Here is a 13,624-nt window from a genome sequence, read left to right on the forward strand (position 1 = left end):
CCGTGTTCCGGGCGAGGGCGGGTCCCCGGGGATCGGGCGACCCGTACGCACCGGAGGAAGGGCAGGAAGGAAATGCCGCACACAGGTCACGAGGGCACCGACGGCGCGGACGGCGTCGGCGGTGGTGAACTGGTCGTCCCCATGGCGTGGTTGTACGCCGAGTACATCGCCGACGAGCTGCTGCGCACCGGCGATCTGATGCCGCCGACGTCCTTCGAGTTCCGGGCGGGCCGGGACGCGCTGGCGCTGACCGTCTTCCTGTCCGACACCGAGGGGGAGCTGTCCGGCATCCGGGTCGTCTCCCAGCTGGAGAACTGGCTGTCGCTGACCGCCTGCGACCATCCGTGGCAGGACTGGGTCCGCACCCGTATGGCCGACCTGACCGCCGACGCCGCCGGCTCCCCCGCCCCCGACCTGGCCCTCGCCCAGGACGCCTGGCGCTGGCTGGAGGAGACCGAACTCCTGGCCACCGACCTGGACGCGGTACCGGGCGGCGTCGTCCCGGCCGACGAGGACGACGGCCCGAAGGTGTGGACCCCGGCGTGGCAACTGGGGCTGCCGCTGGGGCACTTGGCGATCCACCTGTTCTGAGACCGCCGTCTGTTCCGGGGCGGCCGTCTGTTCCGAGGCGGCCGTCTGTTCCGGGGCGGGGCGCGCCCGGCCGTTCCCGCGACCTCGCGGACCAGCGCTCGACGGGCGCCCGCGCCCGCGTCCGGGGCCGGGTCCGGGTCCGGGTCCGGGCGCGGCCGGTGCGAGGGGTGTGGTCCGCGCAGGACGCGCCGGCGGCCCGTCACGGGCCCCGGAGGGCGTCGCGGCCGCTTGCCCCGGCGGGCCACGACCACCGTCGGCCCCGGTCTGTCACCGCCGTTCGTGTCATCCGGAGGCAGCCGCGGGCGCCTCGGAGGGGTGGTGCGAGGCGGGGCCGTGTCACGGCCGCGTCGGTGCGCGGGGCCGGGCCGGGACGTGTCACGGGCGCACGCGGGTGGACGGCCGCGTCGGCGGGCGGCTGCTCATTTCGCTTCGGTCGCCCGCCGACCTCCGGTCCTGCGGCATCCACGCGCCCATCGGTCACCGGTGCCTGGCCCCCTCACTTCAGCAGGCGGGACAGTCGTCGGTCCGCCAGGGGTTTGCCGCCCGTCTGGCAGGTGGGGCAGTACTGGAGGGAGGAGTCGCTGAAGGAGACCTCGCGAATGGTGTCGCCGCAGACCGGACAGGGCTCGCCGGTGCGGCCGTGGACGCGCAGGCCGCTCTTCTTCTCGGACTTCAGGCGGCCCGCGGCCACTCCCCGGGAGCGCTCGACCGCCTCGGTCAGCGTGCTGCGCAGCGCCTCGTAGAGGTGGTGGGTCTCCTGCGGGGTGAGGGAGGCGGCGCGTTTGAAGGGGGACATCTTCGCGGCGTGCAGGATCTCGTCGCTGTACGCGTTGCCCACCCCCGCGATCAGGGACTGGTCCCGCAGGGCGCCCTTGAGCTGGCGCCGCTCGCCCTTGAGGAGGGCCGCGAAGCGCGTCTCGTCGAAGTCGGCGGCCAGCGGATCGGGGCCGAGGCGGGCGATCCCCGGCACCTGCGCCGGATCGCGGACCACGTACACCGCGAGGCGCTTCTGGGTGCCGGCCTCGGTGAGGTCGAAGCCCTCGCCGGTCTCCAGCGCCACCCGCAGCGCGAGCGGGCCCTTGCCCGGCTTGGGCGGTCCGTCCGGCAGCCGGTCCCGCCACTGCAGCCAGCCGGCGCGGGCCAGATGCGTCACCAGGTGCAGCCCGCCGTCCGCCGCGAGGTCCAGGAACTTGCCGTACCGGCGCACCTCGGTCACCCGGGCGCCTTCGAGGGCGGTGACGGGAGGGTCGTACGTCTTCAGCACGCTGACGGCGACCGGCAGCACCCGCGCCACCCGCAGGCCGACCAGGTGCTCGGTGAGGAAATCCGTCAGCGCTTCCACCTCGGGCAGTTCCGGCATATGTCCAGAGTGCCACCCGCCACCGACAACGCCCCCGGGCTCACCCGTTCAGCCCTCCCTCGTTCGGCCCTCCCTCGTTCGGCCCTCCCTCGTTCGGCCCTCCCCCGCTCGGCTCTCCCCCTCTCGCTCCTCGCCCAGCCGGAACTCGCACCACACCGCCTTGCCGCTGCCCCGCGCCTCCACGCCCCAGTCGTCGGCCAGCATCTCCACCAGCAGCAGTCCCCGCCCGGACACCCCCTCCTCGCCCGCGTCCCGGCGCCGGGGCAGGGCGCTGGAGGAGTCCTCCACCTCGATCCGCAGCCGGCGCCCGGCGCCGACGAGGGACCGCAGGGTGACGATCGCCGCGCCCTCGGTGTGCACCAGGACATTGGTCATCAGCTCGTCCGCGGCCAGCTCGATCTCGTCGGCGCGCTCACCCGCGCCCCAGGCCCGCACCGCCGATCTGATCATGTGCCGGGCCTGGGTGAGGGCCTCCGGATCGCCGGGCGCCACATGCTGCTGGAGCCGGCCGCAGGGCCGCGCGGTCTCCGGTTCCCGGCGGCGCAGCAGAAGCAGGGCCACGTCGTCCTCGCCGCCGCGCTCCTCGGCCAGCTGGATCAGCCGGTCGGCGAGGTCGGCCACGTCCTCGGGTCCGCCGCACACCTGCTCCGCCAGACCCCGCATGCCGTCGTCCAGGTCGGCGCCGGGCTGTTCGACCAGGCCGTCGGTGCACAGCAACAGGGTCTCGCCCGGGTCGAGTTCGAGGGTGGAGACGGGATACTCCAGATCGCCGAACTCCGCCGAGAGCCCGAGCGGCAGCCCGCCCTCCGCCTGGACGCGCCGGCAGCCGCCGGGCCCGCGCATCAGCGGGTCGATGTGCCCGGCGCGCACCATCTGCACCACCCCGGTGGACAGGTCGGCCTCGGCGTACAGACAGGTGGCGAAGCGGTCGGTGTCGAGTTCGTGCAGGAAGACCGAGGCGCGGGCCATCACGGCGGCCGGGGTGTGCCCCTCGGCGGCGTAGGCGCGCAGCACGATCCGCAGCTGGCCCATCACGGCCGCCGCGTGGGTGTCATGGCCCTGGACGTCGCCGATGACCGCGCCGACCCGGCCGCCGGGCAGCGGGATCACGTCGTACCAGTCGCCGCCGATGTCCCGGCCGAGCGCGGCCGAACGGTAGCGTACGGCGATGTCGGCGCCCGGCACGTTCGGGATGGTGCGCGGCAGCATGGCCTGCTGGAGGCCCTGGGCGAGGTCCTTCTGCTGCTCGTAGAACATGGCCCGCTGAAGGCTCTGCGCGATGCTGCCGCCGAGCGCGACGAGGACGCCGCGCTCCTCGTCGGAGAAGCCGCGCCGGTCGCTGTAGAGCAGGCCCATCGCGCCGATCGCACGCCCTTGGGCGATCAGCGGCAGATAGGCGGCCGAGGCGATGTCCAGATGGGTGATCTGCGGCCACAGCAGCGGGTACTCCTCGGCGAACTCCTCCGGCGTCTCGACGAACCGGGGGCTCAGCGTGCGCACGACCTCGCTCATGGGGTACGGCTCGTCGATCCGGTTCACCTGGGTGGCGGGCACGAAGCTGCCGGGCGGCGCCTCCGCGACGAGCCGGATCCGCCCGGCCTCCACCAGGGCCATCACGAAGCTGGCCGCGCCCAGGCGGCGGATGCCGTGGGTGTCCTTGAGCACGTCGATGACGTCCTGCACGGTGCGGGCGTGCGCCAGGGCCGCGGAGACGACCTGGACGATGTTGGTCTGCTGCCGGAAGGCAAGTTCCTGCGCCGCGCGCATGCTGCGGGAGGTGCTGTCGGCCAGTTCCTCGGTGGCGTCCCGCACGATGCCGACGACCCGGCGGGGGCGCCCGGCGTCGTCGCGGCGGATGTAGCCCTGGGTGTGGGTCCAGCGCGGGGTGCCGTCGCGGCAGCGGATGCGGAAGTAGGCGCCGAAGTTCTCGCCGCCCTCCTTGATGACCTGGGCGACGAGGGCGTCGAGCCGGGCCGCCTCGGGCCGCGGCACCCGCAGGACCAGGGATTCGGGGCGCCCGTCGAACTCGTCGGGCAGCAGGTCGAAGACCTCGTGCGCCTCGGCGTCCATGTGGAACAGGCCCTTGTCCAGGTCCCAGTCGAAGGTGCCCATGTGGTTGAGCGCCAGGATCGGGTCCGGGTGGGCGGGCCAGTCCTCCGGGAGTGACAGGGCACTCGCTCCCCGATCAGCCATGGGCCCACCTTGCCAGGATTCGCCGGATTCTTCGACCGGTCCCGGGGCCAGGGCCCGGCCCGGGGTCAGCCGCCGAGCGCGCCGGCGGGGGCGGGGGCGACTTTCCCGGCGCCGCCGCCCGGAACCACCGACGCGTCGGTGCGGCTGGGGTCGGGCATGGCGGGCGTGTCCGTGACGTTGGGCGGACCGATCTCGTCGGGCTCCTGGGGTGTGGGGGAATCACCGAAGGGGGGCGGGTCGTGAAGGAGCGACGTATCGGGGGGATAGGCCAGGGGGTCGAGAAGCGAAGGCGCGGCAGAGGGGGTGGCCCTGGGAGTTGCCGGTGGCGCCGAGGCGGTCGCCGGCGCCGAGGCGGGGAGTACGGCGCGTGCCTCGGAGGAGGCGGCGGGCGCGGGCGTGCTCCGATCGGGGACGGCGGAGGTCCTGTGGGCTTCGGCCGTGGGGGTGGCGGGGCCAGCCGACGCCGGGGCGGGGGACGCGTCGGCAGTGCGGGTGCCCTGGCTGGTCGTGGCGGGAGCGGCGGAGGCGTTGGCCGTCCGGGATGCGCCGCCGATCGCAGCCGAGGGACTGGACGCGTCGGATCTCGAAGTGCCGTGGCTGGTCGTAGCCGGGGCTGCGGAGGTGTCGGCCGTACGGGTGCCCACGCCGGTCACGGCGGGAGCGGCGGAGCCCTCAGCCCTCCGGGACGTGGCGCCGGTCGCAGCCGGGGCGCTCGACGCGTCGGATGTCGGCGTGCCGTGGCCGGTCGTAGCCGGGGCCGCGGAGGCGGCCGTCCGGGGCGTGACCGGGGCGGCAGAGCCGTCGGCCTTCCGGGACGCGGCGCCGGTCGCAGACGGTGCACTGGGCGCCTCACCCGCCCGCGTCCCGCCTCCCGTCGTACCCGACGTACCGCGCGCATCGGCCGCCGAAGGCACCCGCTCGTCCGCCACGTGCGTACCGTGCCCACCGGCGGAAGCCGCGCTGTGCGAACCGTCCTCCGCCCTCCCCCCAGCGCTGTGCGAACCGTCCTCCGCCCTCCCCCCGACGCTGTGCGCACCGTCCTCCGCACTCCCCTCCGCGCTGTGCGAACCGGTCCCCGCCCTCCCCCCGACGCTGTGCGAACCCGTCCCCGTCACCCCTCCGGAACTGCCTGAACCGGCGTCCGCCCTCCCCCCGGTGCTCCGCGTCCCCGTGTCCGACCCGGCCTTTCCCCGGCCGGTCACCCCCCGGTCCACGGCCCGCGTACTCCGGACCCGCTGTCCCGTGCCGGTCCCGTCCGTCTGCGTACGACGATCCTCCGCACCCTCACCACGGCCCTCGCCCCGCCCCGGTGTCATCCGTCCCGTGTCGATCACCGCTCCCCCGATCTCGCCCGTCGCCGTGTTCGACCTGCTCTCCCGGGGACTCGGCTGACCGGAGTCCGGCCGGGACGGGTGGGGGAAGCCGGTGAGTCCCGGATCCGGGGGCGCGGTGTCGGCGACGGCCGGCGGGGCCACGAGGTGGTCGTTGCGGACGTCGGGGCCGAGCCGGCGCTCTATCCAGGTGTTCGTCCCGGCGTCCAGCAGGGTGAGGCTGCCGACCGCCTGGGGCGCCGGTGTCACCACGATGACCTGGTTCGGCCGGTAGCCCGACCACGCGGTGCCGCGCGCGCCGACGCCGCCCCGGGCCTCCTCGGGCGGCCGCAGCGGGTTGCCACAGGCGCAGCGCACCCGTGGCACACCCCGGTCGTCGACCAGTACGGCGGTGCCGGCCTGGAGCACGGCCTGGTACCCGGCGGTCTCCCCGTCCCGGTAGCCGTGGTTGGTGACACGGGTGTCGGCGCGCAGCAGGACCGGGGTCAGGGCGCGGAGATAGCCGGGCAGATCCGTGCGGGAGACACCGGCCACATGGGCGAACGCGTTCCCCCGGGCGGGGTCCGCCGTCAGCCCGCCGATCTGCCGTTCGACGTCGCAGCCGGCGACGCGGACGCTGCCGCTGTAGAGCCCCGGGGTGCCGCCGGACAGGGCGCGGGCCGCCGCCAGCGGGGCGACGGCGAGACCGGCGGGCGGCGCGCTGACGTCGGCGGTGCGCCCCGTGCCGGCCGGCCGGGGCGTACCGGTGCGGGCGGGGCCGGTGGCCGTGGAGGCGGTGAAGGGGTTGGGGCCCTGCTCGGCGGCGGGCTGGAGGAAGACCTCCTCGCCCAGTTGGGCCTCCTTGACGGCGGCGCCCGCACACCCGGTGAGGAGCAGCGCCACTGACAGCAGCACGCAGGCCATGGCCATGGATCCGGTGGGTATGCGCACCGTGGACTCCGCATCACTGTGGGTGAATTCTCACTATTATTTGCTTTGCTCCCGTTTCACTGGCAACTCGGGGGGATCGGCGCGAGGGAGACGAGGCGGTCGTGGACTGGTTCACCGCACCCGGCTACTGGCTGAGCCGGCTGGTCCTCCAGCGGTCGCTCGCCGCCGTGTACCTCGTGGCGTTCCTGGCGGCCGCCCTCCAGTTCCGGCCGCTGCTGGGCGAGCGCGGGATGCTGCCGATCCCGCGCTATGTGGCGCGGATCCGCTTCCGGCGGGCGCCGAGCCTGTTCCAGCTGCACTACTCGGACCGGTTCTTCGCGGCCGTGGCATGGCTCGGGTGCGCGGTCTCGGCGGCGCTGCTCGCCGGGGCGGACGCGCCGCTGCCGCTGTGGGCGGCGATCGTGCTGTGGCTGGTGCCGTGGGCGCTGTACCTGTCGATCGTGAACGTGGGCCAGACCTGGTACGCGTTCGGCTGGGAGTCGCTGCTGCTGGAGACCGGTTTCCTGGCCGCCTTCCTCGGCAACGGCCAGGTGGCGCCGCCGGTGCCGGTGCTGTTCCTGCTGCGCTGGATCCTGTTCCGGGTGGAGTTCGGCGCGGGGCTGATCAAGCTGCGCGGCGACGCGTGCTGGCGCAAGCTGACCTGCCTGTACTACCACCACGAGACGCAGCCGATGCCGGGCCCGCTGAGCTGGTTCTTCCACCATCTGCCGAAGCCGCTGCACCGGGTGGAGGCCGCCGCCAACCACGTCACCCAACTCGTGGTGCCGTTCCTGCTGTTCACCCCCCAGCCGATCGCCTCGGCCGCCGCCGCGCTGATGATCGTGACCCAGCTGTGGCTGGTGCTCTCCGGCAACTTCTCCTGGCTGAACTGGATCACCGTCGTGCTGGCGCTCTCCGCGCTGCGGCTCCCGGCGACGGCACCGGCCCTGCCGTCCGCGCCCCCGTGGTACGAGATCGTGGTGCTGGCCCTCGCCGCGCTGCTGCTGTTCCTCAGCTATCACCCGGTGGTGAACATGGTCTCCCGGCGCCAGGTGATGAACCGCTCCTTCGACCCGCTCCATCTGGTCAACACCTACGGCGCGTTCGGCAGTGTCAGCCGGGTGCGCTACGAGGTGGTCGTGGAGGGCACCCTGGACGAGGTGGCCCGGGAGGACGGGGACTGGCGGGAGTACGAGTTCAAGGGCAAGCCGGGCCGACCACGCCGCTGGCCGCGCCAGTTCGCGCCGTACCATCTGCGCCTGGACTGGCTGATGTGGTTCGCCGCGCTGTCGCCCGCGTACGCCGGGGAGTGGTTCGGCGGCCTGGTGGAACGCCTCCTGGAGAACGACCGCGCCACGCTACGGCTGCTGCGCCGCTCCCCCTTCCCGCCGGACACCCCGCCGCGCTACGTCCGCGCCCGCCTCTTCCGCTACCGCTACACCTCCTGGCGGGAGTTGCGGGAGACGGGGGCGTGCTGGGACCGGACGTACGTGCGCGAGTACCTGCCGCCGACCCGGCTGACCTGAGCGGCCGAGGGGGCGGCCACGGCCACGCGGTGCCCGGCGGCGGGGCCTCGACGTACCGGGCCCGACGAGGCACAGTTCTCCCTGCGCCCTGTACGTACCGGCGAGTAGCCGACGACTGACCGAGGAGTGCCGTGGGGAACTGGGCCGGGCGGAGTGCCGCCGACATAGCCGCCGCCGTACGGGAGAAGCGGGTGACGCCACGGGAGGTGGCGGCGGAGCACCTGGCGCGGATCGAGCGGTACGACGGGCGGATCGAGGCGTTCCGCACCGTACGGGCGCGGGCGGCGCTCGCCGAGGCGGACGAGGTGGGCGCGCGCGCCGATCTGACCGAACTCCCGCTCGCGGGCGTGCCGGTGGCGGTGAAGGACAACCTGGCGGTGCGCGGCGAGGCCCACCGCGACGGCTCCGCGGCGACCCCGGACACCCCGGCGGCCGAGGACCATGTCACGGTGGCGCGGCTGCGGGCGGCGGGCGCGGTGGTCGTGGGCCTGACGAACGTGCCCGAGCTGTGCGTCTTCGGTACGACCGAGGGGCCGTACGGCGCCTCGCGCAACCCCTGGGACACCACGCGCACGGCGGGCGGCTCCTCCGGGGGCAGCGCCGCCGCCGTGGCCGCGGGGTTCACGCCGGTCGCGCTCGGCAACGACGGCATGGGCTCGCTGCGCATCCCGGCGGCGAACTGCGGACTCGTCACCCTGAAGCCGGGGTTCGGGGTGGTGCCGGCGGGGATCGGCAACGGCGACTGGTTCGGCATGTCGGAGAACGGACCGCTGGCCACCACGGTCGAGGATCTGCGGCTGATGCTGGGCGTCCTGGCCGGCCGGGACCTCCCCGCCGCCGGGGAGCCCGCGCGGCGCACGATCGCCGTGGCCCTGCGCAATCCGCTGCCCGTGGCGGGCGTCGGCCGCCCGTACGCGGGCGCGGTCCGGCAGGCGGCGGGGGCGCTGGCGCGGGCGGGCCACCGGGTGCGCCGGGCGGAACCGCCGTACCCGCTGAGCATGGGTGTGAGCGCGCTCAGGCACTGGACGGCGGGGACGGCGGTGGACGCCGAGGGTCTGGACCCGGCGCGGCTGGCCCGGCGCACCCGGGTGCACGCGGCGATCGGCCGGCGCTTCGTCGGCCCGGTCCGCACCGGCGGCGAACGCGAGCGGCTGCGCGCCCGGCTGACCCCCTTCCTCACCGAGCACGATGTGCTGCTCACCCCGGCCCTGGCCCGCCGCTCCCCTGCCGCCGGGCCCTGGCACGAACGCGGCTGGCTGCGCAACGTCCTCGCGAACTCGGCCTACTCGCCGTTCACCCCGCCCTGGAACCTGACCGGCTGGCCCGCGATGTCCGTCCCCGTCGGCACCCTGCCCTCGGGCGCCCCCGCCGCCGTCCAACTGGTGGGCCGCCCCGGCACGGAGGCCGTCCTGCTGGACCTGGCGGCGGAACTGGAGCGCTCGCTCCCGTGGCGCCGCACGGCACCGCTGGGCGACTGACTGACCGGAGCGGCGCCCAGGCGCCGCTCCCACATCCCGGCCGGCGTCGGGGCGAGGGGGTCAGTCCACGCTCGGCAGGATATGGGGTTCGGCGAGGTCCTCCTCGTAGCCGGCGAGGCGGATGGGGGCGGACCTGGCCCACACGTCGAGGCTGCCGAGTTCTCCGGGCCGGCGGCCCGGGCGCTCCGGGTGGTCTTCGGGGCTCTGCTCGCGTTTCGTCTTCTCCGGTGTCACCGCGCACTCCTTATGTGTCGGGTCACCCTCGGGGCGTACCGGACAGTCTGCGCTCCGGTGCTCACCGCCCGCTCGGGTCTGGATGGAAGGCCAGTTCGGGCGCGGTGGCGCCGGTACTTCGGGCGGAGCGGGCCGATGATCCGCGGCAAGCTCCCGGCGGACGAAAGGGGTGGGGGTAGGACCCCTTTTCGCTGTCCGTCCACTCCAGATTAACCAAATGAGCGGACTGCCGCTCGATAGGGAGTGCAAACAAGGGGTAACTATCGCGTTTCGAACGGCAACCCAATACCGTCCAATATGCAGCTATACATAACAAAGCGCATCGCGGACACGACGTTCTGTATCACCCGTTCGGCCTACGCCACGCGGCTCGCGACGCCGTTCAGACGCCGTTGGCCGGGCCGCAAGCCGACCATGGTCTGCTGGCGCCCGACACGGCCCTCTCGCGGAAGGACCGACGCATGGAGCTGCGCAGCGTCGAGGAGCTGATGGATCTGCTGCACGCCGGGCGGACCCAGCACGCGCTGCGGACCGCCGCGCTGCTGCGCCGCGGCCACCCCGCCGACAAGGAGCTCCAGGTCGCGGGGCTGGTGCAGGGCATCGGGCCGCTGCCGGCCCCGGGCGGCGAGGCGGACGCGGCGCACCGCCTCGCCGCGGCGGTACGGCCGCTGCTCGGGGAGCGCGTGTTCCGGCTGGTGCGCGGGGACGCGGGCGCCGACGGCGACGTCCTGCGGCTGGCCCGCGAGGAGGGCCGTACGGCGGGCTCGGACGCCGGTGTGCTGGAGGACTGGCGTACGGTCCTGGAGCTGGTCGCCGCGCGCCACCACCGGCTCGACGCGGTCGACTGACCCCCGGGGCGGACCCCGGGGATCAGCGCGCGGCGCCTGCTACCACTTGCCGGGCGCGTAGTCCTTGAGGAAGACGCCGTACACGTCGTCGCCGTCCTCGCCGCGCACGATCGGGTCGTAGACGCGGGCCGCGCCGTCGACCAGGTCGAGGGGCGCGTGGAAACCGGCCTCGGCGAGGCGCAGCTTGTCGTAGTGCGGGCGCTCGTCGGTGATCCAGCCGGTGTCGACGGAGGTCATGAGGATGCCGTCGGTGTCGAACATCTCCTGGGCGCTGGTCCGCGTCACCATGTTCATGGCCGCCTTCGCCGCGTTGGTGTTCGGGTGCCCGGCGCCCTTGTAGCCGCGACTGAACACCCCCTCCATCGCCGAGACGTTGACGACGTACGACCGTCCGCGCGCCGCCTTGCGGGCCGCGTCGGCCATCGCCGGGCGGAGCATGCTGATCAGGATGAACGGCGCCGTGTAGTTGCACAGCTGGGTCTCCAGCAGCTCCACCGGGGAGATCTGCTCGATGGACTGCACCCAGGTGTTGGTGTCCACGACGTCCGGGACCAGGCCGCCCGCGTCGATCGCGGTGCCGTCCAGGTGCCGGGCGACGCTGGCGTTGCCCGCGACCAGCGCGAGGTCGGCGACCCGCTGCGCGTCCAGGCCGGCGGCCCGCGCCTCCAGCGCGCCGGCGCCGAGGGGCAGCGCGGCGATGCCGTCGACGGCGCCGGAGTTGAAGGCGCCGATCACCTGGTGGGCGGGCAGCTCACCGGCGGGCAGCGGGGCGCTCTCGCCCTCGACCAGCGCGGCGTACGCCGAGGGCAGCCGCCGTACGGTCTGCGTCGCGTTGTTGATCAGGATGTCGAGCGGGCCCGCCTCGCTGACCCGCTCGGCCAGGGACACGGCCTGCGCCGGGTCGCGCAGGTCGATGCCGACGACCTCCAGGCGGTGCAGCCAGTCCGCCGAGTCCTCCATCGCCTTGAAGCGGCGGATGGCGTCCTTGGGGAAGCGGGTGGTGATCGTGGTGTGCGCCCCGTCGCGCAGCAGCCGCAGCGCGATGTACATGCCGATCTTGGCGCGCCCGCCGGTGAGCAGGGCGCGCTTGCCGCCGAGGTCGGCGCGGGCGTCCCGCTTGGCGCGGTTCAGCGCGGCGCACCGGGGACAGAGCTGGTGGTAGAAGTAGTCGACCTCGACGTAGCGGGTCTTGCAGGTGTAGCAGGAGCGCGGGCGCTGGAGTATGCCCGCGATGCGCCCCTCCTCGACCTTGGAGGAGGGCAGGATGCCCTCGGTCTCGTCGTCGATGCGCTCGGCGGAGCCGGTGGCCGTGGCCTCGGTCACGGCGCGGTCGTGGGCGGTCTTGGCGGCCCGGCGCTCCTGGCGGCGGCGCTGCTTGACCGTCCGGTAGACGGAGGAGGTGGCCCGGCGCACCAGGATCGCGTCGGGGTGGTCGACGTCGATCGTGTCGAGCTCCTCCAGCACGCTGAGGCAGACGGCCAGGCGCTCGGGGTCGATCCCCGGGCCGTGGACGACCTCTTCCGCGGCCATGGGGTCCGTGGCGGCCATGGAGCCGTCTTCTGTCACCGTCATCGCGCTGCCGTTTCCCTGATCCCGCGCAGCGCTCCGACTCGCGCCCGCTGTCGAACGCGAAATTTTAACGGAGTGCGGGAGGGGGAAGCGAAACCCGATCGGAGCAGGGGCCGGGACCGGTGGGGAGCCGGTGGCCGGGCCCCGCCCCGGTCAGCAGTCGCAGGCCGCCAGCAGCGTCTCCACCTCCGCCGACACCGCGTGCGCGAACCGGTCGAGGTCCGGGACCGCCGCCGCGTCCGCGACCAGGCCGTAGTGGACCCGGCCGCGGTACGTGGAGATCGCGACCGCGAGCGACTGGCCGGGCGCGAGCGGGGCCAGCGGGTAGACCTCGGCCAGCTGGTGGCCGCCGAGCCGCAGTCCCACGCCGGGCAGCGGGACGCTGGTGACCAGGATGTCGAACCACAGCCGCGCGGCCTGGCCGACGAGCGGGCCGCCGAGCCGGTGGCCGAGGGCCGGCACATGGTCGGCGAGCAGCGCGACGGCGCCGGCGCCCCGGTCGGGGCCCGCGTCCTTGTTGCGGACCATCGCGGTGCGCACGGCGGCGAGCCGGCCGAGCGGGTCGGGTTCGTCCACGGGGAGCCGTATCAGATAGCCGGAGAGCCGGTTGCCGGGTGGCTGGGCGGTGCGCGGGCGGCGCCGGGAGACGGGGATCAGGGCGCGCGGCGCCACGCCGGTGCTGCCGTCGCCGCGTTCGTCGAGCCAGCGGCGCAGCGCGCCGGCGACGACCGCGATGAGGACGTCGTTGACGGTGCCGCCCGCCGTCTTGCGCACCCGGTGCACATCGTCGATGTCCAGGACGACGCCGGCGGTGCGGCGGGTGCCGCTGGGCGGGGAGGCGAGCGCGGTGCTGGGGCGCATCCGCAGCGTGGACAGGGCGAGGGAGGCACCGATGTCCAGGGCCCGGCCCGCGTCGCCGAGGACGCCCCTGATCAGGCCGGGGAGCCTGCCGGGCAGCTCGCGCACGTCCGGCAGGACGCGGCGCGGCGGCTCGGCGGGCCGCGCCGGCCGCTCGGGCAGGTCCATCGGGTCGAGGACGCCCGCGGCGAGTCTGAGCGCGCGCAGCCCGTCGGCGAGGGCGTGGTGGAACTTGAAGAGCACGGCGAAGGAGACCCCGTCCTCGCCGGGCAGGACATGCGCCTCCCAGGGCGGCCGGCCGCGCTCCAGCGGGCGCTCCATCAGCCGTCCGGCGGCCGCGTGGAAGTCGCCGGTCGGCGCGTGCAGCCGTACATGGTTCAGCGGGTCGAAGTCCGGGTCCGGCTCGCGGGTGGCGCCGCCGAAGGCGAGGGGGCCCCAGACGTCGCGGATGCGCAGGCGCAGCCCGGGGACGGCGGCGGCACGCGCGGCGAGCAGGTCGGCGGCGTGGGCGCCCGCGGTGGGCGAGTGGGCGCCGAAGACTCCGAGCGCGCCCAGGTGCATCGGGTGCCGGCCGGACTCGATGTTCCAGAAGGCCAGGTCGAGGGGAGCGAGCAAATCGGAGGTCACGGGCTTGCCTCGCGCGTCGACGGAAGAGAACTTCAGTCAATCCCCGGCAGTCGATTACGGTCAAGTTCGATCGATATGCGCTCAGTTAACAACGGATAAA

At 74.4% G+C, this 13,624-nt stretch carries 10 protein-coding genes; 4 read left to right on the forward strand and 6 right to left on the reverse strand.

The window, feature by feature from the left end; translation table 11 throughout:
• The first annotated feature begins 72 nt into the window (after positions 1 to 72).
• Positions 73 to 591, forward strand: a complete 519-nt coding sequence (locus tag QHG49_RS04440) for a hypothetical protein (RefSeq protein ID WP_159706952.1) — start codon at positions 73 to 75, stop codon at positions 589 to 591.
• A gap of 496 nt (positions 592 to 1,087) precedes the next feature.
• Here the strand turns inward: QHG49_RS04440 and QHG49_RS04445 are convergent, their stop codons facing one another.
• The 3 genes from QHG49_RS04445 to QHG49_RS04455 all read right to left on the reverse strand — a co-directional run bounded on the left by QHG49_RS04445 (position 1,088) and on the right by QHG49_RS04455 (position 6,405).
• Positions 1,088 to 1,951, reverse strand: a complete 864-nt coding sequence (locus tag QHG49_RS04445; RefSeq protein WP_301487289.1) for an Fpg/Nei family DNA glycosylase — start codon at positions 1,949 to 1,951, stop codon at positions 1,088 to 1,090.
• Positions 1,952 to 1,999: 48 nt separating this feature from the next.
• On the reverse strand, positions 2,000 to 4,144 hold the full coding sequence (locus tag QHG49_RS04450) for a SpoIIE family protein phosphatase (RefSeq protein ID WP_301487290.1): 2,145 nt from the start codon (positions 4,142 to 4,144) through the stop codon (positions 2,000 to 2,002).
• Between the two features lie 65 nt (positions 4,145 to 4,209).
• Positions 4,210 to 6,405 carry a DUF6777 domain-containing protein gene (locus tag QHG49_RS04455; protein WP_301487291.1) on the reverse strand — a complete coding sequence of 732 codons (2,196 nt, stop codon included), beginning with the start codon at positions 6,403 to 6,405 and terminating at the stop codon, positions 4,210 to 4,212.
• A gap of 101 nt (positions 6,406 to 6,506) precedes the next feature.
• Between QHG49_RS04455 and QHG49_RS04460 the strand changes: the two genes are divergently transcribed.
• Together QHG49_RS04460 and QHG49_RS04465 are read left to right on the forward strand one after the other, a co-directional pair.
• Positions 6,507 to 7,910, forward strand: coding sequence for a lipase maturation factor family protein (locus QHG49_RS04460; RefSeq protein WP_301487292.1), 1,404 nt, complete (start codon positions 6,507 to 6,509; stop codon positions 7,908 to 7,910).
• 131 nt (positions 7,911 to 8,041) lie between these two features.
• Positions 8,042 to 9,388, forward strand: coding sequence for an amidase (locus tag QHG49_RS04465; RefSeq protein ID WP_301487293.1), 1,347 nt, complete (start codon positions 8,042 to 8,044; stop codon positions 9,386 to 9,388).
• A gap of 60 nt (positions 9,389 to 9,448) precedes the next feature.
• On the opposite strand, the gene QHG49_RS04470 is transcribed toward QHG49_RS04465, so the two are convergent.
• Positions 9,449 to 9,622: a hypothetical protein gene (locus QHG49_RS04470; protein ID WP_145484159.1), complete on the reverse strand. Its 174-nt coding sequence runs from the start codon at positions 9,620 to 9,622 to the stop codon at positions 9,449 to 9,451.
• 461 nt (positions 9,623 to 10,083) lie between these two features.
• Between QHG49_RS04470 and QHG49_RS04475 the strand changes: the two genes are divergently transcribed.
• Positions 10,084 to 10,470, forward strand: a complete 387-nt coding sequence (locus tag QHG49_RS04475) for a hypothetical protein (RefSeq protein ID WP_159706942.1) — start codon at positions 10,084 to 10,086, stop codon at positions 10,468 to 10,470.
• Positions 10,471 to 10,509: 39 nt separating this feature from the next.
• Here QHG49_RS04475 and QHG49_RS04480 read toward each other — a convergent pair whose 3' ends face one another.
• Together QHG49_RS04480 and QHG49_RS04485 are read right to left on the reverse strand one after the other, a co-directional pair.
• Positions 10,510 to 12,042: an SDR family NAD(P)-dependent oxidoreductase gene (locus QHG49_RS04480; protein ID WP_159706939.1), complete on the reverse strand. Its 1,533-nt coding sequence runs from the start codon at positions 12,040 to 12,042 to the stop codon at positions 10,510 to 10,512.
• Positions 12,043 to 12,192: 150 nt separating this feature from the next.
• Positions 12,193 to 13,524: a wax ester/triacylglycerol synthase family O-acyltransferase gene (locus QHG49_RS04485; protein WP_301487294.1), complete on the reverse strand. Its 1,332-nt coding sequence runs from the start codon at positions 13,522 to 13,524 to the stop codon at positions 12,193 to 12,195.
• Between the last annotated feature and the right edge of the window lie 100 nt (positions 13,525 to 13,624).

The sequence above is a fragment of the Streptomyces sp. WP-1 genome, assembly GCF_030450125.1.
Classification (GTDB): Bacteria; Actinomycetota; Actinomycetes; order Streptomycetales; family Streptomycetaceae; genus Streptomyces; species Streptomyces incarnatus.